Below are 24,615 nucleotides of genomic sequence, written 5' to 3'. Positions count from 1 at the left end.
TTGTAACCAATTTAGAACTATACATCAATATACAATGCACTATCAATTTTATAAATGAGGCAAGGGTACCTTAGTCCGATTGCTACAACTCTATGCATCAGAATCGCATCATATTTTGGTTGATAAATTAATTAATTTTATGCACCTGACTCACTGGCTGTTGTGCCGGCTTGTATTGAATTTGACAATTACCTGCTCCTGTCGACTCAATGGTTATTTCATCTTTATCGGCACTAATCGTCATTAATCCCGTGTAATACGTACTCATTCCCCTAACAAAAGCTTGTGTTACGGAAGATGTTGTTGGAATGGCAGGAACAAAATGGGTCAAAACCAAATGCTTTACTTTAGCTTGTTGTGCCATTTTTGCAAGCTCTAGTGAATCAGAATGGTAGTTCTTGGTTTCTAGCGAGAATGCAGCATCCAATGTATCACCTTTTACTATTGCTTGTTGGTAGATTGCTTGATTCAATGGATTACTTAGCACTTCATTAATCAAAAGATCGGCATTTTTAGCGTGAGTAGCGAGTGTAGGAGTAACTTTGGTATCACCACTGATGACGATTTTACATCCTTTATAGTGGACGACATAACCTAGCGCTGGATAGACGGGTTCATGAGAAACTGGAAACGCGGTAATTTTAATATCTGAGGTATCATAAACGATTTTATCTTGCTTCACCGCATCCACTAATTTGGGGAGCCCAAATCCCATTTGTGGATCGAGTCTTCCTTGGCTATTTGAAGCTCGAAACATAACATCCAGTTGATAGGCTTTAGCCAATCCTTTTACAACTTGCTTGACCCCGTAGGGTCCATAAATATTGATGGGTTCGTTACGTCCATTATTCCAAGTAGCGTTAATAACCTGACCCAAGCCACTGAAATGGTCAGAATGCCAATGTGTTATAAATACATTATGAATTGTTGGGTAAGGTAATCCCATCGAAGCCAAGGTTTGAATCGCTCCTTCGCCCGCATCAAATAGCATAAACTGCTTATTCGCAATCAGAGCAAGGCAAGCTGGTTTGCGAATCTCTTGCATGGTAACTTCCGGATCTCCAGTTCCACAGAGATAAAGATGCATCTTACCATCAGTTAATAAATTCTTTTGAATAGGATTCTCTAAATACAAAGCAGCGAATGAATGGCTGGCATAAGCAAATAAAACCAAGCTAAATGTTTTTAAGCATTTAATGGGCATGGGAAAGTCCTTTAAAATTGAGAATAGGGAAAACATTCAGTCCAGTTGTAAATCTTCCAATTCCCTAATCGCCAATTTTCAAATCCCTTCAAAATCGGTTGGCAGGAAGGAACATCTAAACGAATAAACGCTACATTGACTACTGCTTTAGTCGGAATCGGTTTTCCTTTGAATGCGTTATCTTCTTTTAATTCTACTTTTAAAGTTTTTAGTGCATATAAATGTGCAATACCTTTAATTAAGTCGATATCGACCTCAATATTGGAAACTTGAAACGTTAATTTCTTAAAATTAGAAAAATTCCTTTGAGTGAAGTTTATAATATTAGTTTTACCTCTAATAGGCGTATCAAAAGAGGGAACAATTAAACAGCTTTCTGCCTTATCCAACCAGAGTGCATCGATATCTGTTATATCTTGATTTTCTAATCCGTGCACATATTGCATAAATAAATGTGATATATATTTTTTTGTTTTCTCAAGCCTGTTAAGGTAGTTCTGATGATAATCCAATGTTTCTTCAATTAGAGTTTGCGTAATGGGATTAAGCTTATTCTTTATGTGGAGTAAGCGTTGTTGTAATTCAGGGGATAGTTTATTAGGGTATTGCTGCAACATCAGCAATGCGGGCATCATTCGGCCTTCTTGTTTCTCATCTGCTAACCAATCTGCTTCTGGGAAAAAAGAAAAATATAATCCTACTGCCATCATATTGGTAATAAATCGTTGATCATTGATTGCAGTTTGAATTTCAGGATGAGCGATGTCTTTCACACCCCTATCGATTAATGCTTGATACTTTTTAGCATTATCAAATGTTGCTAACGATGTCCCTTTACGATAAAACGTTCCATTGTCAGTAATCATTCCTTGTTTGTTATCAGGAATCAACTTATCTGGATCTATTGCAATAGATGAGTAGTTCATGCTGAAAACTCCTGTAAAATCTTATCAACCATTTTTTGTAATGTCGGAGTGAGCGTTGAATATTTTTCTTTTAATCGGTTTACAATTTCTGGCGTAACTGCTTCAGGTTGTTGCGAAAAGTAAAGCAAAATAATCATTAATCTACCTTGGTGTTCGCTTTGCAACCACTCCTCCGGAGAAAAAAAACCAATGATATCCAAAGCCTTTAAAGAAGGTATAAGTTTGGATTCGGTTTCAATAATTTTTAATAGGTTGTCCTCTTGGCTGATAGGGTCAATTTGTGACAATTCATCAAAGAAATAAGCGTTAATCATGCTTACGCCATATGAAGCAGCACGAGTAAAAGTGCCATCTTTTTGCAATTCACCAATTTGGTTATCCGGTATCCACTTTATAGTCATAGAGTCTTCTCACGTAAGTTAGAGAAAATTAGCTGTAAAAAGAGAATAATTTGCAGTAATTACAATAAATTAAACTATAAGAGTAAACTTTGCCAGTTAAATAGAAAATGAAAGACCTATATCATGATGTGGTCTATAAAACCACCTCGAGATGAATTTATATACTACATTTAGATTGATAGATGAGCCTATGAGTTTCTTCAGAGGTGTCCGCAATGCCACACCCATTATATGAACAATTAAAAAGTATTATTCTGGATGATAGGCTTATCTATGATGAACAGTATGCCTCTGAAAAATTACCTTGTGGGCTAACGAACTTGCAATTTGCGGGATTACTGTTGCTAGTAGAATATGAGCTTCCACATAAGCAAAAACAAGATTTTAAAATCAATCCAGAGGTTTTTCATAAACCCGGAATTATGAACTTCGTCAAACTTAATGCACCTATTCAATTTGTTTCAAAATGCTTGAGTTAGAATATTTTGTTTCTCGATGGAGGAGTAAGAACAAACAAGATGACTATTGGCAATAAAATTAGAAATGTGATTATAATGTTTTAAGGGATAATATTTATTACATGGAAGGTGCCCAATGAGAAATATATTTCAATGGTTAATTGAATTTCTTGATGCGATTGTTGGTGTTGAGGGAGATAAACCGAACAACCGTTATCTCAATGCTTACGAAGCTCAAGAAAAATATGATGCCGGCTTGATTCGAATGCGCGAATATAATAAAGAATTTGAACGCAAGGATAGGTTTTAAGCGATAACTGAATATCATATGACTGCTATGAATTTCATCGATTTGGTTATGGATCTTTCTGTACACGTGTAGCCTGGTTGTTTGCAACTGTCTCTTGCCCACATCTGTGCCTAAGCCGCTGGATATTCGAAAAGAGACAGACTGCTTTTTCTGCGATGGGTAGAATATTTAGGGCTGTTTGGGAGTTTCATAGAGAACTAAAGTGAGTGTACTTATCTGCCAATTCATCCAATGCCTGACCGCTAACCCGATGTACTGTCCATTCATCCATTGGTTTGGCGCCGAGTCGTTCATAAAATTTAATAGCAGGTTCATTCCAATCTAAAACCCACCATTCAAAACGTCCACAATTTCTATCTTTAGCTAACTTAGCTAAGTAGGCCAGCATAATTTGTCCTATTCCACAGCCTCGTGCTTCGGGTTTAACATATAAATCTTCTAAATAAAGGCCTGGCTTTGCTAAAAATGTTGAATAATTATGAAAGAACAAAGCAAAGCTAACTGGTTTTTCATCAAGATAACCAATGATAACCTCTGCATGAGCTTTAGAGCCAAATAAAGTTTCTAACAATTGTTCCTCAGTTGCGACTACCTCATGGAGCAGTTGCTCATACTCGGCTAATTCTTTAATAAATTGAAAAATTAAGGGGATATCAGATGCTGTTGCAATTCTAATTTTTAAATCTTGATTCATTATTTTTATCCTACTATTTACTTAAAAAAGGGCGCAGCATTTTAATTCTCTTCTTAATTTATGTTGCAGGTTATTCTGCTTTTTAAGGATAAAATTATCTTTTTATTGTAACTCTATATTAATTGATATGTTGAGAAAAATGCTCATCTGCTCTCAAGGTAAGAATTTCAAATCCATCCTCAGTTACTAAAATTGTATGTTCCCATTGTGCGGATAATTTATGATCTTTGGTGACAACAGTCCATCCATCTCCTAATATTTTGACCTCTCTAGTACCCAAATTAATCATTGGTTCAATAGTAAAAGTCATTCCTGCTTGTAATTGTAATCCTGTATTGGGCTTACCAAAATGCATGACATTAGGTTCTTCCCACATTGTTCTGCCAATACCATGCCCTCCAAATTCACGAACAACAGAATATCGATTTTTCTCGGCATGCTCTTGGATTATGCTTCCTATATCTCCGAGTCGAACCCCAGGACGCACTATGGCAATGGCTTTATAAAGACACTCTTGCGTAACGGCTACTAATTTTTTAGCAAAAGGTTTTACATCGCCGATGAGAAACATTTTACTTGTGTCACCGATATAACCGTCTTTTTGCACAGTAACATCAATATTAAGGATGTCACCGTTCTTAATTATTTTATCAGAAGGTATTCCATGACATACAACATGATTAATAGAGGTGCAAATGCACGCTGGAAATCCATGATGATTTAAAGTTGATGGTATTGCTTGCAAATCTTCAATAATATAGTTCCGACATATTTGTTCCAGTCCACTGGTACTTACACCGGGTATAACATAAGGTTCTATCATTTGAAGTACTGATGCGGCCAGATTTCCTGCAACCCGCATTTTTGCTATTTCTTCATGCGTCTTCACTAACATCGTGTATTTCACCTAATGATGCTTGATTTATTAGAATTTTGAGAATTTCAGGATAAGTAATAGAAGGATTTTCTTCTGCCAATTTTCCTATTCTAATCCAGTATTCAGCTTGTGAGTTTATTGAGCGGCTCATTGCTCTAGCCATCAGCTTTGTCGCTTCATGTAGTTCATTAGAAATTTTTACAATACCCATATAGTTCTCCCAAAAAACGAATTGTATAGTGATTTAAATCAAAATACTATAATATGCTACATAATATATTTTTTGGGCTTCGAATAGAAAATAGTGGCTGTAATTGGAGCGTTATTCAGGTACTATTGATAAAATCTAAATGTAGATGAAAAGGAGTAATTTAATGATTAATCATATTGTTGTATTACAATTTAAAGCAAATTTAACAGAGTCGAATATTTCTTCTGCGCTAAATCAGTTAGGTAATTTACAAGAAATAATTCCATCTATTAAAGACTTCACATTTGGAAAAAATTGTAGCCCCGAGCAATTAAATAAAGGATTTACTCATGCATTTGTCATGAAATTTGATGATTTAAATGGAAGAGATCTTTATTTAGAGCATCCGGAGCATAAAAGAATCGCTACAGAGGTATTAGTTCCTATGTTAGAAAATGGTTTGGAATCTGCTGTAGTTATTGATTATGAATACAAATAGCAAACCCGGCAACTGTATCTGGTTGTTTGCAACCAAAATACACTTGCTGCCCGAGCCTATTAATTTAAACCCCACTCAGCAACTGGAGTTTCTGAGTATTGATTTTTAATATACTGCTCAAGCAGGCCATTAAAATCATTTTTGTGTTTCGCAAGAAATTTATCTTGCCATATACTTCCATTTTGATTTCTCTCAAGCCTGGTTTTAATTATATCCAAATAAAAATGCGCCTCCAGGATGTCAACTCCCAAATCTTCAAGCCCTTTAAAAGCCAGAGGTAATAAGTTTTTTAAAAGGGTACTCGCCTTAATCTTGCCAGAATTCCAATTCAGTCTCGCTTCTAATCCGTAACGAGCTGATTCATAAAAATTTTTTAAGATAGATTCATGAGAAATTAAAGAGGTTAAGGAGGGCAGGTTATTAGCATAATAATTAGTTATACCATAAAAAAATGCGGCATTTGCTATCATATCCACTACAGTTGGGCCAGAAGATAATACACGGTGTTCTATTCTTAAATAGGGCTCATTCTGTCGATTAAAGTCCAAAATGGGTCTGTTCCAACGGAAAATACAACTATTTTGACATCTCACATGAAACATTTGATTAATAGGTTCTTTATACGCAGCAAGCGGCAAGAGATAAGGAAAATTACTTAGGTTATTTTTAAAAATGGAAAACAAAGTGTCTTGCAAATAATTAGGTTCAAGAAAAACGGTTTTTTGCAATGGAAATGGAAAAGTATAAAGTTGTTCAAAAATGCTGATTCTTGTTTCGCTCCATAAGTGTTTCCCACAAAAGTAAGGTGAATTACTACTAAGAGCCAATAAAGGGGCTGATAATATTTGAATTATATTAAAATAATGAGTTAATTGATGTTGAGGAACTTCTATATGAAGTTGCAAAGAACATATTAATCCTTCTATAGCTAAAGATTCTGGATATAAAAGAAGATTTTCTTTTTCCCCATTTATATGAATGGACAAAGGTTCTCCTTTTCGATATTTAGCTACAAACTCATTCATTAAAAGATAAATTTTTTGGGGTGTAATATATAAATGACTAAAAAGAGCTGGATCTGCTTGAGGTATAGAGCCGATGAGCGCCAAATGATGTTGGGAGTTACAGGCCATTTCACAACATTTATTCCATAGAGATAAAATACTTTGATGTAGAAAGGATAAAAAATTATCTTTTAAAGGAAAAACAGGAGTATTAATTTCTAATTGAGCAGTTCCTGCTTCTCTTACCAATTCTTTAAGTTTTTTCGTAAAAAAATGATTATGAGGTGATAATTGATACTCCTTATCTAAAATAAGAAACTCAATTTCAGCACCTCCATTGATGGATTCAGATTTAAAATAGTCTTTTGCAAACCATTCTTTTAAAAGTTGCGTTTCAGCAACTAAATTTTTTTTAAATAATTCGCAATCAATTTTATAATTTCCAATTTTTTTAATATGCATTGCTTGGTCCTTAAGTATTTAGACTAAAGTTTTTGTAATGAAATACTTAAATTCGACTCAACCATGAAGCAATGGTTCACTGGTATAATTTGCCATTTAAATCCATTAGTTGACAATTTTTCAGAAGCAATAATTACATAATTGTAAACCGTTTCTTTTGTTGCGCTTTTTGCAAGACTCTCACTTAATGAGAAATACATTGTTTCAGGTTTGGTTCGTGCAGAAGTACAATAACGAAAAGCGACGATACGTTTCCCATCAGTGATGCAAATATTAAAGTAGCTTACTGCTTTTTTATGATATTGTTTTACTAACTCATTAATTATTTGTAATGTTTTTAGTAAAATGTTGTGTATATCATGAGAGTTTTTTATTTTTAAATTTTTTGCTAATTGCAAAAATAAAGCAAAAATCAATTCTGAGTCGGTACTTCCTTTAATCCAGCTATAAATATCATCATCTAATAAATTACTAATTTGGCGTTTAATTTTTTTGAAGAAAGGAATAAATCCGTTATGCATAAATAGCCAGTTTTTATATATAAAAGGATGGCAATTAAAATGAGAAATACCCCCAGTACTTGCTGCGCGTATATGAGCAAAAAAAAGCTGAGCCCTGGTTTTTTTTGCTATATAGGAAAAATTGCGATCATTCCACGCAGGAAAAAGTGAAGTGAATAAAGCCGGTGTCTTATCAAAAGGAGTATACCATCCCAAGCCAAATCCATCTCCATTGGTAAGAGTACGTGATTCACGAGCCAAGAGGCTTTGCTTTATAAGCGAATTGTTAGGTTTAACTAATAGATTAGCTAATAAAATATCCTCTTTTCCTATGTAAGCTACGAATCGACACATGATTATTGTCCTTATCGAGGCTTAAAACGATTCATATCATTGTAATTTTAGGAAAGGAGAAATAAGATGTCCAAAATAATATTCAAAATAGTCGCTTTTTATTCATTTGTGACGGTTAGCAGGATGTGAACGATGTCTTCTATTTCTGAAACAATGTTCAAGCATTTTATTGCGATCGGTGCTTTATCAGCAATGGTTGCTACAATTTTAGGTGCCTTTGCTGCTCATGGTTTAAAGACACAATTAAGCGAATATCAGATGCATATTTTTCAAACAGGAGTTTTTTATCAATTTACTCATAGTTTAGCTTTATTATTCGTTGGGGGGATTCTTTTGCATATTAATAACCGGTTCATCCGAATTTCAGGATGGTTGTTTGTTATGGGAATTTTGCTCTTTTCAGGAAGCTTATACTTAATGAGTGTGTTGAACGTAAAAGTTATTGGAATTGTCACTCCAATTGGCGGCACATGCTTTATCCTTGGCTGGATTGTACTGGTTTTGGGAATATATAAAACAAATGCTTAAAATGATTGGTATTATGTGCGCGCAAATTTATAGTAATTTCAGTAAATTATCCTGTTTTTAGTTTCTTTTTAAAAAAGTTGTAGAATTTATCTATCGTATTATAAACATCAAGCGATTATTTTTATGAAATTAAACCATCAATTAAAAGTCATTCTAGCCAGTGCATCCCCAAGACGGTTACAAATATTGCAAGAGCACGGGTTGAATGCCGTGGCCATGCCTGCTGATATTGAAGAAATTTTACAACAAGATGAAGGGGCTAAGGACTATGTAACTCGGTTGGCTCAAGAAAAAGCTCACACTATTTTGGTACAGTCAGCAGTAGATACTGCGGATTTCATTTTGGCGGCAGACACTACAGTGGCTTATCAAAATCATATTTTAGAAAAACCCCGAGATTATGAAGACGCGTATAGAATGTTACGTATGCTTAGTGGCAAATCCCATGAAGTCTATACTGGTTATACTCTGATTTTTTTACCAGAACAAAAGTGGTGCATTAACTATGTAACAACGCATATTACTTTTCACAAACTTACAGAGCAGCAAATTCTAAATTATATTGATTCAGGAGATCCTTTCGATAAAGCTGGGGGGTATGGCATTCAGACAGTACGTGATACATTTGTTAAAGAAATAAAAGGTTCCTATTACAATGTTATGGGCTTACCCATTGAGGAAATTTTGGAAAAAATTTCTTTTGAGTATTCTAAGGAAGCTTGACCATTGGGCTCCACTACCTGAAGTCTATGCATCTTTTAAAGCTAATTTTTATAAATGCATAATGAATTGCTGTCTACTCCTTCTGTTGAACTTGCATTAACTAACAGAACAGGAATTGGTATGTTTAGAAGGAGGATTCTTCTTTTCTTCCAAATCAAAGCCGATGATTTATAAAGTCCAATATTATGTACATACATCTAATTAAGTCATATTGGATGCCTATAATCTTTACTTAACTTTTTCTTGTTATAATGACTCATTCATTTTTTAATCTGGAAAATCAACATGATTGAGTCGATGAAAAAAGTTCTTTTGAACAACAACAAGGAAGTTTTTAAGCAAAATATTGGATCATATAGCAAGGAACGTCTCAACGAGGTTGATGAGCAAGGCAATACGCTACTCCATATTGCGGTGGAGAACGGTTCTTTGTATTTCGTAAAACACTTACTTGCGCACGGTGCGGATATTTCTCTGAAAAACAGGGAAGGGAACAGTGCATTACACCTTGCAGTACAACAAGGCTATTTTAATATAGTCAATGAAATGCTTGGAATTTCACCAGCAGCAAAAGACAGAAAAAGAAAAGAAAAATGGATCGATAAAGATCGTAGCGTTAAAGTAGCAACACTTAAGGCTTCTCAGCGTGAAGCAATAACCCTGCTTAATGTGCCAAATAATAAAGGTGAAATACCGCTTGTTATTGCGGCCAATTTAAAAGATGACCTGATTTATAAAAAACTTCTGCTACTTGAATCTGCACCTGGCTATGCAAAAAGCCATATTGATCAAGCTTTGATCCGGCGGCAAAAACACATAGGCAGTTTGCAGAGTAAAAGTCTTTGGGCTGCATTGTTAGAAACGTTTTGCCCTTCTGCATCTCTAGCAGAATTAACTGAATCGTTTGCCTATACCGGATTATTGGCTGGAGCCAGTGCTGCGGTGGCTTCGGGCTTGAATATTGCGTTTGCCATTATTTCCATTATAGGATTTAGCATGATCATGTATGCTAATTATAAGAAAAATCAATCAGAAAGAAATGCTATTCGTGAATTGGAAGAATTACAAGCGGAACTGGCTTTTCTGCAGGGAATTAGAAAAAGAATAGCAAAACTTGCCTCTCAACAGTCGTTAACTTCTGAAGAAAAAAAAGAACTGGCGTTGATGAAGGAAGAATTAACCAAGACCATACAAAAACCTACACTTGTTAAAGGCGATGAAAAAAATGCGGCTGATTATGTAACGAGGAATGATAAAATACTTGTTGCATTAAGTTCTGCTGGTAGTTTTTTATGCACATACTCAGGAGCCTTGGGTATTATGGGGCTGGGCTTGGCAGTGGGCGCCGAAATTCTTGGTACCAGCTTGGCTGCCCTTATCATTTCTGCTGGTCCAATCGGCATCGGTGTTGCTTTAGGTGTAGGATTAATACTGGCCGGAGCCCTTGCTTATTATCATTATGAAACCAGAAAACAAGGCTATATGATTTTTGGGGAGCATAGAGCCTCTATTCATAAGTTGCAGTACAATATTTATAAAGAACAACAAGATCTAGTTCATGGCTCAGATATGGTTCTTGATGACATTAATCGTTTACTGGAGACACCCCAAAAACCCAAAGAATCAATGGGTGAAAAAAAAGTAGATCAGAAAAAAACAGCTCCCAAATATCTATCCAATAGATATACTCATGGCCATAAACCAGGAGAGATTTGTTCTATAGAAACTGAGCAACTCAGTAGTCATGGCCTCATGAAAACTAGGAGTTTACCTGAGCTTTACGCTTTGGGTGAACCTTCTGATTTAAGCAACAAAGTTTTATAGCTGGGTATAGGGCAATGCTCTTTAGCTTCTGGTTGGTTTTTACGAGATCAACCGTAGTATTTTAAAATCATTTTCTTAAATCATCTCCTATAATTAATGGTGTAACTCGCAATTAATTATTGAGGTAATAAATGCTTAGTCGCGATGAGAATGATTTGCCGATAACCCAATCAACTGGTGTTACTGTTACCAGGCAGGTAAAGAAATTAACTCAAGATCCTACGTATAAGAGCGCGGATTTTTTTGATAAATGTGCGCTAGAGCCAAATTTCACGGTCGATAATGAGCAGATCACGATTCAAGCATCAAAGGCACCTCCTCCTCTTGTCAAAGCCGATGATTTAAAAATCCCCGAATTTTTATTAAATGATTTAACTCCTGATGAAATAGCAAACATTGCTAATCAACTAATAAGTTTTGCTTATGATCCGTTAAACGTTGCACATCACCTTAAAGATTTAGATGAGGTGCTGGGAAAATCAATGGAAGAAAATCAAATTGTACCCTCACAACAAAATTCACTTCCTACTTATTTAATTGCAGGAAGAGGAAACTACATACCTGGAGCTCCTCCACCTGACTATCAACCTTTGAAAAAGGGAAGGATGCTGGATACGTTATTATTAGAACGCGAGGGTTTGCGTGATGTAAATAAAAATGGATTTATCGTTAAGTTTATTGGTTTTGTTAGTAGCATGATAGCGGATCGCATTGTTTCAAGCGGTCAACTTTTTAATGAAAATAAGCAAGTCAATCGTGTTCTTTTACATGGTTCTTATACTCATCGACTATTGCTTGAAGCATTTGCCCACGCGGTAGAAAAGGGCGATATTGATTTAAATATTAAATCAGAACAGAAGCTTAATTTTGTTCAATTGTTACATATTCTGGTTTCAGTTAAAGCAAACAATGGTCAAAGTCTTTGGGAAATGGGGTTAGACTCTGTAGAGGATTCTCAACATTCTTCCAATGCGCCATTAGATTCAAAGCAATTTAGTTTTAGTTGTCGCTCACCTTTTGTTTTCAATTCCCTGTTACTATGTTTTGGTAAGGAGCTTGGATTACCTCATCTTCAAACGTATATGCTGGACAGTCATTACAAAGCTGCATATGAAATGGTTTTACGCTCCAAAGTAAAGATGGCAAAGGCAGAAAAATTGCCTCATTATTCAGAGGTTGATATTTCGAATGAAAGAATATATGAACGTTGTATGGAGTATTTTTCTATAATGGCTGAAAGTTATGGAGAGGTGGGCGGTAACACTCCATTTACAGTCGATGAATTAGCAATGCTCTCTGATGAGCGCTATATATCTTTAATGTGGGGACCAAGTGTACTGCTGAAAATATCATCCCCACAAAAACCTGGTACTTATACAGGTTGGATGGAATTTTTTCAAAATAAGAGCGGTATAAAAGAGCCTATTTCAAATCAATCTAAAAAACATGGACGCTCCGAGGAAGATGGAGAAGAGCGATATGGTAAAAAAAGGTAATGAATATTGCGGGTATTAAGTTTGGGGCTAAGGTATCTATAGGATTATCTCCTCATGTCTCAACCCCATACATTACGCTCTGATGTTCAGTTTATTGTTTATTCAATTGATTAATTAATGATAATAATTTTTTATCTTCTTTAGTTAACATGTTATCTGAATAATCAGGATTAGGTTCATACCACCATTGCTTTTTGAAGTAGTTTTGCAAGTCGGGGGAGTTGAATCGCCGGCCGTATTGGGCATAAACCGTATTACGGAGAATCTGTAATTCTTTGGCACTTAATTTTGATAAAGAGTTAATGGGATTATCTGAATTTAACACGGGATAAATCATAGTGTGGCGAACATAACTTTTCGGGGTATATAAACAAAGTTGCAAATCAACTTTAGGTTGAAAATGAGACAAATTCCATACATATTTTCTGTCTTTGCCATTACCCATAATCTTTATGCCAGCAGGTTTAGGCCTAAGATATTCTGATTTGGGATCTACCTCGGAACATAAACGTGTGGGGGTGTTGGGAATGACCTCTAATTGGGTGTGGCCAATGGTATTATCATGCCATAGTGCCCCGGTTTTGAGTACATACGAAACCCAGTGAAAACCCATCACATCATAAGTTGCACCCGTTTCATAATCATGATGAATGGAAACGGTTGCTAACGCCGGGAACGTAGTGTCCCATACATAAGCATCATTATAGTATAAGCCTTTATCCTCATTAGGGGCGATTTTCTCTTTATGGGAAGCAACAGACGTATTATCAACTCGAACTTGGAAGTTATAAACCAGCGCTTTTCCTTCACTGGTTTTTTGGCCTTGGGGAAGGGCAATTGCACTCATTCCATTATTTACTGGAAAAGGGAAGCCCATAGCTACTTCGATTTTTTTGTTTAAAGTATTTTTAAATTGAAAATCACAGCTGTAGTGCCAGGAGCCATCCCATTCTGAAGTATTTAATTTCTTACCTGTTATTATTATAACTTCTTTAACCATCTTAATATCAGGCTGCGAAACAGGGATAGGTAACGATCCATTTCCTCCCAAGGCAGTGTCGTTGGCAAATAGGCTTTTAGAAAAGAACAGAATAAAAAATAGAGATAAACGTTTTGTTTTTTTGCTTGAATAGCGATTAAGTAAATTCATGTAATTTTCCCTGAACAAGAATAGAGTACTACTTTATTTTTTTATGTGCTTTATAGCAAGAATAAGTGAGGAACCTAATCTTAGTTTTTCTTGAAATGATGATAATTATGAATAGTCTAGATGTAGGTATTTATTTATCTTCTGTGCATGAGGCGCGCACTTCACGGGATTGGATATGCTATAAATTATAGAATTGGAGAGTTTCCTGATGATATTTATAATGAAGTTTTAACATGTTTCGGTGAAAAGGAGATCATTGATCTTACAATGGCAATTATTACTATCAATAGCTGGAATCGTATCGCAGTAAGCTTCCGTAAATTACCGAGCTAAAAAATGGTAGTGAAAGGGAGCAACTGTCTTGAGCGGTTGTTACTTCCCCATGATTCGAAGTTATCTCAAATAACGCCTTTTGATTTTAAAGAACAAAAGAATAAGAAATTTTATAGATTCTTATTTTTAAAGCAATAAAATAAAAAAATCACAAAGAAATAAATGAACAGTGGTTTAATAAATATATTAAATATCAAAATCATTTGTAAAAATAAACTGTTTGAATGCCATAACATCTGACTTAGTTTTAAGATATCAAGTGGTTGATAGGGTTTGATATATAACAGTAATGCAACGTGCTGAATGATAAAAAAACCAACTATTGTACAAAAAATAGCAATCGGGTGCCTAATCGAATAGAGGATATTAAACCATGGATGTTTTTTCATTGATTTTCCTTCGATTCACTGCCATCCAATTTCTGATGATTTTATTACTGAGATGTTGAAAAAAAATGATCCTCAAAAGAACGCAAGTAAAATAGTTAAAAAATCATCATACTAGTTTTTAAATTTAAAATTCAATGCCTGGCCTCATGTGGGTATTACCTATGTGTGTTAATATCTATCCTGCAAAAATAATTGTATTTCATGGAGAGGGTGTATTATGTTTTCACGAAGTTGGTCACCATTTAGTGCTTTATTTTCAGAAACCCGTTCTGAAACCAATAATGAAGAACAATCGAATTTCCTATATGAATTAAATGCTGATGAAAAGAAACAGCTAAGGAATTCAGAAGTTAAACCAAAAATTGTTGCCCTTTATGATGAAAATAATGGTTCAAAGAATGCTGACCTGGCAATTCAGCATTTTGAAAATGATGGATTAGACGTAATCAGGGTTTCTCCAGATGAAGGATTAAATCATCCTACATTTACAAGTAATTCTATTGACGGTATTTATTTGCCTGGTGGTTCAGATATCCCTGTTGACGATGATAATGATCCGCGTACGAAGTTTGAAGGCCAACTGACACGACTGGCACGCACTCAGGATATTCCTCTTATGGGGATATGTCGCGGTGAGCAAGCTATTGGGCATCATAATAGTTTGGAGGTAAAGGATTTGTCAGATTATGAGACGCATTATGCTGGTGAGAATAACGCGAGTAATCCAGATGTAAATAATACAGTTGTTGTTGAAAAAGGAAGTCAATTGTATGCCGTATTACAGAGTGAATTTAAGGATAAGGATGGGCCTATGGTGTATTCGGTTACCTGCCTTCATCATCAACATATACTGGATAATTCAAGTCATAGTGATGTACAAATAACAGGTCGTAATAAATTTGATAATACAATCGAAAGCATTGAAATAAAAACGGGGAAATATTATTCATTTGGTGTGCAACATCATCCAGAAGTACTTATACATTCTTTTGAGAGTGCAAGAGAAGAAAAAATTATCCAGGCGGAAAAAGAAGCTGAAGAAGGCCGATATACAGCGAATTATTTTGATCCCGAGATAGCTTTAGAAACAGAAATTACATTTGCTCAAAAACTAAGGAACGCTCGTTCAGAATCAATAGATGAAAGAGCTGCCAAGGCAGAGATGCGTTTTTTTACTAAGCAAGTTAAAAAACACTTTCTTGAACAAGAGTCGAAGCAAAAAGAAAAACAACCTGGTGATGGAGATTCAAGTGTATATCATACTCTCTGGATCTAAATCTCATTACTACCATATTCCTCTTATAAGCCAAGGAAGGCAAAGAGCGAACTGTAGCAGGCAACTCCACAGCACATCATCTATAACTATTCATGATATTTCTTTTTCCCAATCCTCTTTCCTCGAAAGGCATCATCACGCCACTTAAATGTCTTGCGCGAGGGGAAGACGCGATCGAGGCAAACTCAAAGCAATGGTTTACTGAAGCTACAAAAACGTAAGAGACCTTTCCTGGTAAATTTTACGAAAAAAATTTTCAAATTGATGCTGTTCAAATAATACCAATCCGTATTGAAGTAATCTGCACTCATTGCATAGTCTCGTAGATTCTTCCCATATAAATTGTTCCAGTGCATCAAGGAGGGCATCCATCTTGTTGGGAGTACTGCACAAAATGAGCAAATACCGAATTTATAAATATTTAATAAAAATAATATGCGCTAATAATAGTTACTTAATATTCAAGGAGTACAATCTGTATATTAGGCGAGCAAATATGATTTGTTGTCTAAATTATGAATTAAGGTACGCTATTATGTTTCAGAAATTTACAGAATATTTATCCAATCTTGGCTCCACAAAAAATACAAACAAAGAGAAGCCAAAATTCGAATACACTTTAAATAAGGATGAAAAAGAACAATTAAAGCATTCGGAAGAAAAGCCAAAAATTATCATACTTTATGATAGCGAGGGAGGTACAATCTATTGCGACCTTTTGATTGATTATCTAAAAGGTAAAGGATTTGATGTTATTCCAGTTACACCCCAGGAAGGATTAGGTCATCCCGCTTTTAACGGTAGGATAGATGGTATCTATTTACCAGGGGGGCCCAATGTTCCAGTACATGATGATAGTGATCCGCGTAAGAAATTTGAAGGAGAACTTACAAAATTAGCCGAGAGTCGAGATATCCCTCTTTTAGGTATATGTCGTGGACAACAAACAGTTGGACATTATCATGGTTATAAAGTAACTGACATACCCGAAGATGCTGAGCAGCATGAACTTCATTATGAGCATTTTGATACCGTTTATAAAGAAACCCAAGATGCTACCTTTAATAATAAAGTAGTCGTTGCAGAAGGAAGCCAATTGTATAATGCGTTACATTCTAAACTCAAACATAAAGATAAGAGTAATATAGAATATAATGTTACTTGTCTTCATCATCAACATGTAGAGGAGAATCAAGATAATAACAGTCTTCGAGTTACAGGACGTAATAAATTTGATGGATTAGTTGAAAGTGTTGAAAAAAAGACAGGGAAATATTACACCATCGGTTTCCAACATCATCCTGAAGCGGTCATAAGTATTTGTGGTGAGGTAAGAAAGATAAAACTAGATCAGATAGAAAGAGACTCATTGGAAGCACTAGCTGATGTGGATCCTGTTTCGGATCCAGATGAGCTATACCGTGTTCGACACCAATGCGAGAAAAAAGAGTCGGAGGTTCTGAACGAAACTTGGAATGAAAAAGCAGCAAAAGCTGAGATAGGCTTCTTTTCAAAACAAGTGAAACAACATTATCTTGATAAAGCTCCCAAAAAAGAAGAAACACAGGATACGAACGATAAATATTATCCTCCTTGTATATAATCTTAATTTATAGCATATTTCCCGCACCAAGGAAGGTTATCAGGGGCTCTCTGTCTCAAAATAGCTTCTCTCATACGCAGCCGAATCTAAAAATACCTAAACCAATGTTTTCTGATGCTTTGTCTGAATTTGAACGGCCTCAAAAGCTTTAGATACTGAGATCGATACCGCCAGTGAGCCCATATGCACTGTTTACTTGCGTTCCGAAGTAGTGTTGTATTAATGGGATATTAGCACCCAAATAAAAGGAAACATCCTTATGTATATTTACTCTTAAGCCCGGTAATATAAAAATACTATTTCCACCACTGTTTGGATCTGTTAGCCCTGCGATATGATCTTTTGCGGCGTATTCGCCATTAAGCTCTATAATTCCATCAATGTGTAATTTATCCTGTTCACTTTTATAAAGCTCTATAACAGTCGCAAAATTATAATCAAATAGTGAGCCTATGGTTGTCTGCTGTGTACCCTCGGTACTTTGAGTGTAAATTAAATTTGTACTTAAAGAAAAGTTGTTAAATTTTTTGGAAACAATAATTCCTGCAAATGGAGTCCAGGCACCACTCCCTGGTTGATCCGATGCGGAAAATAGTATTCCATAGTTATCTCTTGCTGTGGTTTTACCCGTTGGGGCATTAATTCCAGAAAGTATAGCCAGTGAGGTGGGATACTTATCCTCATCCAACAATCGCCACATAGAGAAGAAGTTGGTATCACCTATTCCAGAAGAACTTCCTAAATCAATAATGTTTCCAATATTTGTTTCTTCATTGAAATTAACAGCAGAGATAGAGGAGTTAAGCACATAAGGTAGGCTGGCGCCAATGGTTATATTTTTTTCAAGTCCATAAAATGCCAGAATATAATTCGCAAAGTTAGACTGTTGGCTTTCGGTTAAAGGATGCTGCAAAAGGGTGGTATCAGAAAGAGGGATACTGGGGTAATATTCTAGTCTTTGACTGATACCTATTTCACCTTTATCCAGGGTATCAGCGGTTGCGGTAGTTATTGGTGCGCCGATCCCGGTAGAGTAACTAATCGATTTTTGAGGAAAACTAACTGCATATAGTTTTAAAGAAATGCAGCAGTATAAACCTATTACCCGCTTTAAAGTTTTTTTCATTTCATGAATAGTGTTTAAAGTTTTATTCTAACTTAGAATGTTGATTATGCCCAATAACCAGTTAAAGATAATAAGTAACCAATACTCAGATTGGCATAATAAAAGCGAAGCAAATGTAGCGCTGTATTAGTGCGAGAGCTGGGTTTAAGGACTGTAAATGGACTATGAGGACTTTTAAATCGCAAAATGAGTGACTAATAATAAACATTATTATATTATCGCCTTTTTTTTGCGGTGAGAAAAAAATGCCATCAAGTCAATTAGCAGTTTTATGTCAACACATTGAAAATCAAGATACCGACCATTTTGGAAAATTTTATATGTATGTCAGTTTGCTAAATACTCTGACAGCAAGAAATAAGTCATTTGCTGATGGATTACCTCAATATTCAGGGACTTTTTTCGGGGGAAAGAAAGCGCTAAACATTGGGGAAATACCCGCTGAGTTTACGAAACAATTAAATATTTATGCTCAAGAATTTATTAATTTACAGCCTCACTGGTCTAAATCACTGCATAATCTTGTTATGGCCTATATACGTAAGGGGAAGGTTTCTGACCTAATCTATATTATTGATCAAATGCTCAGTCATCTTGCGTCAATACACGGAAAGCAAAGTCATAATAATAAAATTTATGATGATATTAACTTTGCCAAAAATAAGGAAAATTTAACTGGATTCATTAAGGAAATTTCAGCCTTTAACCAGCAATTATTATCCATTACTGATAATAGTTGTAATGCGGCATTATCTTTATTGGCAGTTACTACAGGGTTAGTATTGGTTTTTACTATTGCACCTCTGATTATTAGTTTGCCACTTGTCTTGGGTGGATTGTATGGTGTCTATCATTTTGCAGCAGCAGCAATGGCACAAATAGAATCATTAGAACTTCAAATGCAGCAAATAAGTCAAAAAATGGAAAATCTACCACAAGATAGAAGTTTATTTGGTAATGTTAATCACAATGCCTTTTATACCGCGGTAATTAAACCGTTACCCTATGCAGCAATTACAGCGGCTGAGCAATTTATGGTTGATGAGTCTCAACAGGAACAATTAAAAGGCTATCGACAGGGGCTGGATTTGGCGTTTAACTCAGCTATGTTCTGATGAATCCAAGTTTTATCAGAGCATGCTGTTGCCTGCTCTGATAAATATGAAATAGATTACAACTAAACTATAATGATACATTGGATAGAATGTTCCGTATGTTCTGGAGTAATTTTTGTTTTCCCTTGCCACCGCAGTTTCTCCTTAGTAAGTATTGAAAATAAATCAAAACTATAAATGTTAAGTTCATAATTACCAGAGTAATACTTAATGAAAAATCTAAAAGATTTTTCGAAATGCAGCTACAGAGGAGAGTTGTATGGGTATACCACTTGAATCGCCACTTTATATACGCTGTGCATATATTTTATTGTTTGAATTAGGTATGATTACTCTATCAAGAAAATGAATTTATGAGTCAATTATGAAAAAATTAGTTTTTATTATGGCATTATGCTCGTTGAATGCATTTGCAGTTAATTCAGTAAATCCAAATAATAATAATTGTGACAGCATACAAGATCCTGCAGAGCGAAAGGATTGTTTTAATATTGAAAAGAAGAATGAAGCGGAAGAAAATTTTAAAAACTTTCAAGAAAATCTTCCTGATTCTTATCAAGATGATTTCTAATAAGCTAAATTACATGAATACAGGTAATGCATTAAATTGAATGGTTTATAAATCGATTTGGATTTAAGGCATTACCTACAATAAATATTCCATTTTCCCAATGTCATTAAATTTAAATGAAGACGCAAAATTTCAATTCTGATATGCATAATCCAACTTTATTTTGTTTAAAAAACTTAAGTTAATTTCTGATTGTTATGAGTTAAATTCTTAATTTTTATCAATGGTTCAAATAATTTATTTCTCAAAGAAACACTAACAAATGATTAATTTATAAACTATATATACATATAGAAGTCATTGTTATGGGTTCAAGGAGAAAATAATGAAAGTAATCGTTACATCTTCAGCATTGCTCATGTCTTTAAGTTTGGTTGGTTGCAATACAATGGATCAGGCCAGCCAATACAGCAATTCAACTGTAGGTGCCGGAGTAAAATATGGTGCTAATGTGGTAGGTACCGGGGTGGGTTTTATAGCCGATACTGGTGCTGCTGTAGGTAATGGGGTTGGTAAGGTTGTTGATACAGGCGTTGGCGTTGTAACCGAACATAAAGTTTCTTATCACAAGGCAAAACCACAATATGTTTATTACAATGGCCATCGTTATATGTTACAAAATGGTCGTTATATTCTTGTACACTAACTTTAAAAGGCTCTTCATTAAGAAGAGCCTATATAAATCTCATTGTCGAAATTTTCAAAAGCTGTGCTATCGAGTAAGAATTATTGCTATAGTTTTCTATGAATCAATACTGCATTGGTTTTATTTGATTATAAGATAGTACAAGTCCATGGATTCGTAGGTTCCTCTTTTAGTTGTACTTTCTTATTTCCTTGAGCATACATGCCATACGGATTAGGCTCTATTGGTGTTTTGGAACTTGATTTGCCTGCTAAATTTCCAAGCTGTACGCCATCTAGATATTTTTGAAACACCTGAAAGTTAGGTCCATTCTCAATATTTATTATTGGGAATACAATATGTTGAAAGTGCTGTGCCCTTTTTTCAATTTCCTCACGATATATACTGGCAATTATCTCTGGATTATTCTTAAAACTTCCACATCCCCAGGCTCCCATGATTGCTTCAGTCTTTCCTTTCAGAATTAAGGTATCAAGTTGGGCGCCGATACGACGACTTAGGTCTTTAACATATTCTCTTACAGTATTTTCATCCTTAAAGTCAATTTTTCTATCAACAAGCTCAGGAGCAGCTGATCTGAATTCATAGAAAGGAAATATTCTGTTTTTAGGAAGGAAGATATAACTCAATGTACTGTCCGCTATAAATTGTTTTCTTGATGTGAGTTCTTCAGAACTTGTTGGAATCAAAATTTCAGGTCCACGGAAGCAAATTTGAGGCTCATCATTCATAAAAATTTTATAGGCTTCAGGTACTTGTATTCCTCGTCGTATGCTTAATGATTCCAGTTCCTCTGGGCTCATTTTTTCTTGCGCACTTAACAGTTTTCTGGTTTGTTCATCATAAAGAAAACATTTTCGCGTTTCATCGTAATAAATGCCCTTGGAGAGTAATGAGCGGACACAAGATGAACGATGCCACATATTTTCTTCCTGAGCATCTCCTCCTTCTAGAGCTGCCCCCCCTGGAAATAAAGAATTGGCCATATTGAGAACAGGATATATTTTTCCATACTTTCTAGTTACTTCAAGAGCGACATCTCCAAAGTCTTGGCAAACCACTTCAACCTTATGAGGTGGCTCTACTTTTTCCTTTGCCCATAATCTTAAATTTTCAGACGCATGTGACTTTAACTCATCATATAACCTGGGATTTGTAACATGTTCTATTGTTTTTCCCATGCTTTTATAACGCCAACTATTTCCAGATAAAACACCTAATAGATAACCTGGTTTGTTGTAATAATGAACATCCTTTATTTTCGATAAATGAAGTGGATTAGGAAGGCGGCTTAATTCTCTATATGCTCTCATAAATAACTCCCTTAGTATTAGCCTCATTTGGATATTTGTAAGAAAGGTCCTGTCATATAACTGATGTGAATTCATCAACAATGATCCATAATTTTCATCATTGTTCTTTTTATGTTGTCGTTGTTATCTCACATATTGTCCTATTTGGTCAATAAAAATCTTTTGTTGAATTTAATGCCATAAAGTAAAAAAAGTGATTTTTCATCAGAAGTGATAATTGTAAAGAATAGATTCTTAATTTATATGCGCCATTTTATTTGCTGACTAAAAAAAATACAAATAAATGAGTGCTCGATCTACAAATACTTTAAATTAGCGAGTTAAATTTTTCGCCTCTGCTGACAATTGCTTCATTAGTCTACGTTCCGCTTTATGCCCTAATCCAGTAAAGGCCGTATTAAAAATAGGTACATAAATGTCAACAGACTCTAGCTTTTTTTTGTCCAATTCCCTAAAAATATGAAATTTTGAACTAATATATAAACAACTACGATATGATACTTTGTGCGTCTCGAGTTGGGTTGATGTTTTAATTTGACAATAAGAGATGCTTATTTAAAAGGAAATTATTTTGAAAAAAGTTCATGTCTGCTTTCAGCTTGTACTATTCTTGTTGCCTTTTATCTTTTGTGAAAGAGGGTGGTGTGCTCAAAGATTACCACTTTTAAGTGATTATATGCGAATAAAGACCGTCGGTGAGCCAGATTTGTCGTCAGATGGGAAATGGATAGTCTACACAGTAGAAGAAAATGTTAGCAAAACAAGCGCAATTCGAAATATCTGGATAGTATCCTACGATGGCAAGATCTCAAAACAACTCACCAATGATAAGAAAGCCAGTAATTATTTACCTAAATGGAGCCCTAATGGTCAATGGATAGCTTTTTTATCTGATAGTGATGACAGTCTTAGATTATTAAATAGACAAAATGGAAAAACTATCAGATTGACTAATAATCAGTATGAAGTTAGTGATTTTACTTGGGCCCCAGATTCCCAAAGTATCGCTTTTATTGCCAGTAAAACCAAGGACAAAGCTTCTAAAAATAAACCCATTATCATTACAAGATATCTTTTTAAAAAAGATATCCAGGGTTATCTTTACGAAAAAAGAACGCATCTTTATCGTATAGCACTGCAAAGTAAACACATTGAATTATTAACACCAGGCCCTTATGATGAATGGGCTCCAGCTTGGTCACCGAATGGAGATTATATAGCGTTTATCTCTAAAAGAGGGGCAGAACCGGATAGGAGTTATAATTCAGATGTGTATGTCATAAGCAACAAATCTGGAAGTAAGGCAATACAATTAACTGGTTTCCCCGGAGCTGGCATGGATCCTGATTGGGAATCTTCTCCCTCATGGAGCCCTGATAATTCTCAAATAGCCTATTTAAGCTTTAACAATAAGTCACCTATCTATGCACCCACGCAATTAGCAGTTGTTAGATTAGACAATCATCAAGAACGGATTGTCGTTTCTTTAGATCGTTGGTTTACAAAGCCTGAATGGTCTGAGGATGGTAAAAAAATATATGCTCTGATTGAAACAAGTAGAAATACCCATCTGAGCGAGATTGATGTACGTACCGGTGATGTCAAAGCATTAACTAAAGGGGAGCAAGTTGATAGCGAATTTTCAATAGCGCAACAGCATATAGTAGTTGTTTCTTCTGATGATCAACATCCATCAGAACTCTTTGCAGTCGAAGATACTTTGAGGCCCTTAACCCATCATAATCAAAAACTTTTAGATGAGGTACTATTTCGTCCTGTAGAAGATATTGAGTTTAAAAGCGCTGATGGAACACTGATTGAAGGTTTATTGCTCAAACCTGCAAATTACAAATCTGGAACACAATATCCCGCTCTTTTAAATTTACATGGCGGGCCCGTTTATCAATTCAGTCATGAATTTAATTTTGATTGGCAGTGGCTTGCTGCGCAGGGTTATACCATTATAGCCCCCAATCCACGAGGAAGTTCCGGAAAGGGGTTTGATTTTTCCAATGCAATTAACGCAGACTGGGGGAATCTCGATGTAAAAGATGTTCTTGCTTCTGTAGATTATGCAATTAAAAAAGGTATTGTCGACCCCAATAAATTGGCTGTGGGAGGCTGGAGCTATGGCGGCATGCTTACTGATTATGTTATTGCGAGCACTCAACGTTTTAAGGCAGCTGTTAGCGGTGCTGGAACCGGCAACATCTTGGGCAACTATGGTGTGGATCAATATACTTTAGATTATGAGTCTGAATTAGGAAAACCCTGGTTAAATGCTCAAATTTATATGAAATTGAGTTACCCATTACTGCAGGCGAATAAAATTAAAACACCAACTTTGTTTATGTGCGCTAGTTTGGATTTTAATATGCCATGTATTGGCTCGGAACAATTATATCAAGCCTTAAGATCACAAAATATACCCACAGAATTGATCATATATCCTGAACAATACCATACTCTTGATAGACCAGATTTTCAAATGGATCGTTTGCAACGATTTAAAAATTGGATGGATTTTTATCTTAAAATAAACAATTAATTCAATAATGTGTGCAAATATATGACAAAAAAGAAAGTTAAAATTTCTTATTATTTCAAGCATTGAAATTAGCCAAAATGATAGCTAATAGACTA

Annotated in this window: 25 protein-coding genes; 13 read left to right on the top strand and 12 right to left on the bottom strand. The window is 35.1% G+C overall.

Annotated features, from left to right (window positions below; genetic code table 11):
- Positions 1-127: 127 nt before the first annotated feature.
- Genes DGG96_RS07010 through DGG96_RS07000 form a run of 3 tightly spaced genes read right to left on the bottom strand, consistent with a single transcriptional unit; the run spans position 128 to position 2,531 of the window.
- On the bottom strand, positions 128-1,204 hold the full coding sequence (locus tag DGG96_RS07010; RefSeq protein ID WP_110141385.1) for an MBL fold metallo-hydrolase: 1,077 nt from the start codon (positions 1,202-1,204) through the stop codon (positions 128-130).
- An 11-nt stretch (positions 1,205-1,215) separates the two neighbouring features.
- On the bottom strand, positions 1,216-2,130 hold the full coding sequence (locus DGG96_RS07005) for a hypothetical protein (protein WP_110141386.1): 915 nt from the start codon (positions 2,128-2,130) through the stop codon (positions 1,216-1,218).
- Complete coding sequence (locus DGG96_RS07000) at positions 2,127-2,531, bottom strand: hypothetical protein (protein ID WP_110141387.1); 405 nt, start codon at positions 2,529-2,531, stop codon at positions 2,127-2,129. Before DGG96_RS07000 ends, DGG96_RS07005 begins: the two co-directional genes overlap by 4 nt.
- Before the next feature lie 215 nt (positions 2,532-2,746).
- Here DGG96_RS07000 and DGG96_RS06995 point away from each other — a divergent pair, with 215 nt between their 5' ends.
- Together DGG96_RS06995 and DGG96_RS20780 are read left to right on the top strand one after the other, a co-directional pair.
- On the top strand, positions 2,747-3,010 hold the full coding sequence (locus DGG96_RS06995; RefSeq protein WP_110141388.1) for a hypothetical protein: 264 nt from the start codon (positions 2,747-2,749) through the stop codon (positions 3,008-3,010).
- Positions 3,011-3,125: 115 nt separating this feature from the next.
- Complete coding sequence (locus DGG96_RS20780; protein ID WP_165831564.1) at positions 3,126-3,299, top strand: hypothetical protein; 174 nt, start codon at positions 3,126-3,128, stop codon at positions 3,297-3,299.
- Positions 3,300-3,486: 187 nt separating this feature from the next.
- On the opposite strand, the gene DGG96_RS06990 is transcribed toward DGG96_RS20780, so the two are convergent.
- From DGG96_RS06990 to DGG96_RS06980, 3 genes are all read right to left on the bottom strand, one after another.
- The gene (locus DGG96_RS06990; RefSeq protein WP_110141389.1) at positions 3,487-3,993 is read right to left on the bottom strand and encodes a GNAT family N-acetyltransferase; all 507 of its coding nucleotides are present in this window, start codon (positions 3,991-3,993) and stop codon (positions 3,487-3,489) included.
- Between the two features lie 118 nt (positions 3,994-4,111).
- Positions 4,112-4,888, bottom strand: coding sequence for a type I methionyl aminopeptidase (map, locus tag DGG96_RS06985; RefSeq protein WP_165831565.1), 777 nt, complete (start codon positions 4,886-4,888; stop codon positions 4,112-4,114).
- Positions 4,869-5,081, bottom strand: a complete 213-nt coding sequence (locus DGG96_RS06980; protein ID WP_058468834.1) for a ParD-like family protein — start codon at positions 5,079-5,081, stop codon at positions 4,869-4,871. The genes map and DGG96_RS06980 overlap by 20 nt, the downstream gene beginning before the upstream one ends.
- Positions 5,082-5,244: 163 nt before the next feature.
- Between DGG96_RS06980 and DGG96_RS06975 the strand changes: the two genes are divergently transcribed.
- Positions 5,245-5,559, top strand: a complete 315-nt coding sequence (locus DGG96_RS06975) for a Dabb family protein (RefSeq protein ID WP_158618860.1) — start codon at positions 5,245-5,247, stop codon at positions 5,557-5,559.
- 59 nt (positions 5,560-5,618) lie between these two features.
- On the opposite strand, the gene DGG96_RS06970 is transcribed toward DGG96_RS06975, so the two are convergent.
- On the bottom strand, positions 5,619-7,025 hold the full coding sequence (locus DGG96_RS06970) for a glutamate-cysteine ligase family protein (protein WP_110141392.1): 1,407 nt from the start codon (positions 7,023-7,025) through the stop codon (positions 5,619-5,621).
- Between the two features lie 23 nt (positions 7,026-7,048).
- Positions 7,049-7,879 carry a class II glutamine amidotransferase gene (locus tag DGG96_RS06965; RefSeq protein ID WP_110141393.1) on the bottom strand — a complete coding sequence of 277 codons (831 nt, stop codon included), beginning with the start codon at positions 7,877-7,879 and terminating at the stop codon, positions 7,049-7,051.
- A 132-nt stretch (positions 7,880-8,011) separates the two neighbouring features.
- Here DGG96_RS06965 and DGG96_RS06960 point away from each other — a divergent pair, with 132 nt between their 5' ends.
- The 4 genes from DGG96_RS06960 to DGG96_RS06945 all read left to right on the top strand — a co-directional run bounded on the left by DGG96_RS06960 (position 8,012) and on the right by DGG96_RS06945 (position 12,450).
- Positions 8,012-8,407 (top strand): DUF423 domain-containing protein, encoded by a 396-nt coding sequence (locus DGG96_RS06960; RefSeq protein ID WP_233590488.1) that lies wholly within the window; start codon positions 8,012-8,014, stop codon positions 8,405-8,407.
- Positions 8,408-8,530: 123 nt separating this feature from the next.
- The gene (locus DGG96_RS06955) at positions 8,531-9,130 is read left to right on the top strand and encodes a Maf family protein (protein WP_110141394.1); all 600 of its coding nucleotides are present in this window, start codon (positions 8,531-8,533) and stop codon (positions 9,128-9,130) included.
- Positions 9,131-9,415: 285 nt separating this feature from the next.
- Positions 9,416-10,954, top strand: coding sequence for an ankyrin repeat domain-containing protein (locus DGG96_RS06950; RefSeq protein ID WP_110141395.1), 1,539 nt, complete (start codon positions 9,416-9,418; stop codon positions 10,952-10,954).
- 131 nt (positions 10,955-11,085) lie between these two features.
- Positions 11,086-12,450, top strand: a complete 1,365-nt coding sequence (locus tag DGG96_RS06945; RefSeq protein ID WP_110141396.1) for a hypothetical protein — start codon at positions 11,086-11,088, stop codon at positions 12,448-12,450.
- Between the two features lie 91 nt (positions 12,451-12,541).
- Here DGG96_RS06945 and DGG96_RS06940 read toward each other — a convergent pair whose 3' ends face one another.
- Together DGG96_RS06940 and DGG96_RS06930 are read right to left on the bottom strand one after the other, a co-directional pair.
- A complete protein-coding gene (locus DGG96_RS06940; RefSeq protein WP_110141397.1) occupies positions 12,542-13,600 on the bottom strand; it encodes a YARHG domain-containing protein in 1,059 nt (352 codons plus the stop codon).
- Positions 13,601-14,043: 443 nt separating this feature from the next.
- Positions 14,044-14,322 (bottom strand): hypothetical protein, encoded by a 279-nt coding sequence (locus tag DGG96_RS06930; protein WP_110141399.1) that lies wholly within the window; start codon positions 14,320-14,322, stop codon positions 14,044-14,046.
- 217 nt (positions 14,323-14,539) lie between these two features.
- Between DGG96_RS06930 and DGG96_RS06925 the strand changes: the two genes are divergently transcribed.
- Together DGG96_RS06925 and DGG96_RS06920 are read left to right on the top strand one after the other, a co-directional pair.
- Complete coding sequence (locus DGG96_RS06925) at positions 14,540-15,598, top strand: gamma-glutamyl-gamma-aminobutyrate hydrolase family protein (protein ID WP_110141400.1); 1,059 nt, start codon at positions 14,540-14,542, stop codon at positions 15,596-15,598.
- A gap of 535 nt (positions 15,599-16,133) precedes the next feature.
- Positions 16,134-17,201, top strand: a complete 1,068-nt coding sequence (locus tag DGG96_RS06920; protein WP_110141401.1) for a gamma-glutamyl-gamma-aminobutyrate hydrolase family protein — start codon at positions 16,134-16,136, stop codon at positions 17,199-17,201.
- A 148-nt stretch (positions 17,202-17,349) separates the two neighbouring features.
- Here DGG96_RS06920 and DGG96_RS06915 read toward each other — a convergent pair whose 3' ends face one another.
- A complete protein-coding gene (locus tag DGG96_RS06915; RefSeq protein ID WP_110141402.1) occupies positions 17,350-18,327 on the bottom strand; it encodes a transporter in 978 nt (325 codons plus the stop codon).
- Positions 18,328-18,572: 245 nt separating this feature from the next.
- On the opposite strand from DGG96_RS06915, the gene DGG96_RS06910 reads away from it, so the two are divergent.
- The 3 genes from DGG96_RS06910 (at position 18,573) to DGG96_RS06900 (ending at position 20,659) form a co-directional block, all read left to right on the top strand.
- The gene (locus tag DGG96_RS06910) at positions 18,573-19,442 is read left to right on the top strand and encodes a hypothetical protein (protein WP_110141403.1); all 870 of its coding nucleotides are present in this window, start codon (positions 18,573-18,575) and stop codon (positions 19,440-19,442) included.
- Between the two features lie 385 nt (positions 19,443-19,827).
- Entirely contained in the window at positions 19,828-20,013 is a 186-nt protein-coding gene (locus tag DGG96_RS06905; protein ID WP_240610425.1) for a hypothetical protein, read from the top strand.
- Between the two features lie 325 nt (positions 20,014-20,338).
- On the top strand, positions 20,339-20,659 hold the full coding sequence (locus tag DGG96_RS06900) for a hypothetical protein (protein ID WP_110141405.1): 321 nt from the start codon (positions 20,339-20,341) through the stop codon (positions 20,657-20,659).
- 128 nt (positions 20,660-20,787) lie between these two features.
- Here the strand turns inward: DGG96_RS06900 and DGG96_RS06895 are convergent, their stop codons facing one another.
- A complete protein-coding gene (locus DGG96_RS06895) occupies positions 20,788-21,972 on the bottom strand; it encodes a poly(ADP-ribose) glycohydrolase domain-containing protein (protein WP_110141406.1) in 1,185 nt (394 codons plus the stop codon).
- A 676-nt stretch (positions 21,973-22,648) separates the two neighbouring features.
- Between DGG96_RS06895 and DGG96_RS06890 the strand changes: the two genes are divergently transcribed.
- Positions 22,649-24,520, top strand: a complete 1,872-nt coding sequence (locus DGG96_RS06890; protein WP_199739182.1) for a S9 family peptidase — start codon at positions 22,649-22,651, stop codon at positions 24,518-24,520.
- Positions 24,521-24,615: the final 95 nt, after the last annotated feature.

The sequence above is a fragment of the Legionella qingyii genome (assembly GCF_003184185.1).
This window is presented reverse-complemented; position numbering and strand designations above follow the sequence as displayed.

Bases quoted from the DNA above. Each gene is read 5' to 3' on its own strand.
- DGG96_RS07010 (WP_110141385.1), bottom strand. From the start codon at position 1,204: ATGCCCATTAAATGCTTAAAAACATTTAGCTTGGTTTTATTTGCTTAT.
- DGG96_RS07005 (WP_110141386.1), bottom strand. From the start codon at position 2,130: ATGAACTACTCATCTATTGCAATAGATCCAGATAAGTTGATTCCTGAT.
- DGG96_RS07000 (WP_110141387.1), bottom strand. From the start codon at position 2,531: ATGACTATAAAGTGGATACCGGATAACCAAATTGGTGAATTGCAAAAA.
- DGG96_RS06995 (WP_110141388.1), top strand. From the start codon at position 2,747: ATGCCACACCCATTATATGAACAATTAAAAAGTATTATTCTGGATGAT.
- DGG96_RS20780 (WP_165831564.1), top strand. From the start codon at position 3,126: ATGAGAAATATATTTCAATGGTTAATTGAATTTCTTGATGCGATTGTT.
- DGG96_RS06990 (WP_110141389.1), bottom strand. From the start codon at position 3,993: ATGAATCAAGATTTAAAAATTAGAATTGCAACAGCATCTGATATCCCC.
- map (WP_165831565.1), bottom strand. From the start codon at position 4,888: ATGTTAGTGAAGACGCATGAAGAAATAGCAAAAATGCGGGTTGCAGGA.
- DGG96_RS06980 (WP_058468834.1), bottom strand. From the start codon at position 5,081: ATGGGTATTGTAAAAATTTCTAATGAACTACATGAAGCGACAAAGCTG.
- DGG96_RS06975 (WP_158618860.1), top strand. From the start codon at position 5,245: ATGATTAATCATATTGTTGTATTACAATTTAAAGCAAATTTAACAGAG.
- DGG96_RS06970 (WP_110141392.1), bottom strand. From the start codon at position 7,025: ATGCATATTAAAAAAATTGGAAATTATAAAATTGATTGCGAATTATTT.
- DGG96_RS06965 (WP_110141393.1), bottom strand. From the start codon at position 7,879: ATGTGTCGATTCGTAGCTTACATAGGAAAAGAGGATATTTTATTAGCT.
- DGG96_RS06960 (WP_233590488.1), top strand. From the start codon at position 8,012: ATGTCTTCTATTTCTGAAACAATGTTCAAGCATTTTATTGCGATCGGT.
- DGG96_RS06955 (WP_110141394.1), top strand. From the start codon at position 8,531: ATGAAATTAAACCATCAATTAAAAGTCATTCTAGCCAGTGCATCCCCA.
- DGG96_RS06950 (WP_110141395.1), top strand. From the start codon at position 9,416: ATGATTGAGTCGATGAAAAAAGTTCTTTTGAACAACAACAAGGAAGTT.
- DGG96_RS06945 (WP_110141396.1), top strand. From the start codon at position 11,086: ATGCTTAGTCGCGATGAGAATGATTTGCCGATAACCCAATCAACTGGT.
- DGG96_RS06940 (WP_110141397.1), bottom strand. From the start codon at position 13,600: ATGAATTTACTTAATCGCTATTCAAGCAAAAAAACAAAACGTTTATCT.
- DGG96_RS06930 (WP_110141399.1), bottom strand. From the start codon at position 14,322: ATGAAAAAACATCCATGGTTTAATATCCTCTATTCGATTAGGCACCCG.
- DGG96_RS06925 (WP_110141400.1), top strand. From the start codon at position 14,540: ATGTTTTCACGAAGTTGGTCACCATTTAGTGCTTTATTTTCAGAAACC.
- DGG96_RS06920 (WP_110141401.1), top strand. From the start codon at position 16,134: ATGTTTCAGAAATTTACAGAATATTTATCCAATCTTGGCTCCACAAAA.
- DGG96_RS06915 (WP_110141402.1), bottom strand. From the start codon at position 18,327: ATGAAAAAAACTTTAAAGCGGGTAATAGGTTTATACTGCTGCATTTCT.
- DGG96_RS06910 (WP_110141403.1), top strand. From the start codon at position 18,573: ATGCCATCAAGTCAATTAGCAGTTTTATGTCAACACATTGAAAATCAA.
- DGG96_RS06905 (WP_240610425.1), top strand. From the start codon at position 19,828: ATGGCATTATGCTCGTTGAATGCATTTGCAGTTAATTCAGTAAATCCA.
- DGG96_RS06900 (WP_110141405.1), top strand. From the start codon at position 20,339: ATGAAAGTAATCGTTACATCTTCAGCATTGCTCATGTCTTTAAGTTTG.
- DGG96_RS06895 (WP_110141406.1), bottom strand. From the start codon at position 21,972: ATGAGAGCATATAGAGAATTAAGCCGCCTTCCTAATCCACTTCATTTA.
- DGG96_RS06890 (WP_199739182.1), top strand. From the start codon at position 22,649: ATGCGAATAAAGACCGTCGGTGAGCCAGATTTGTCGTCAGATGGGAAA.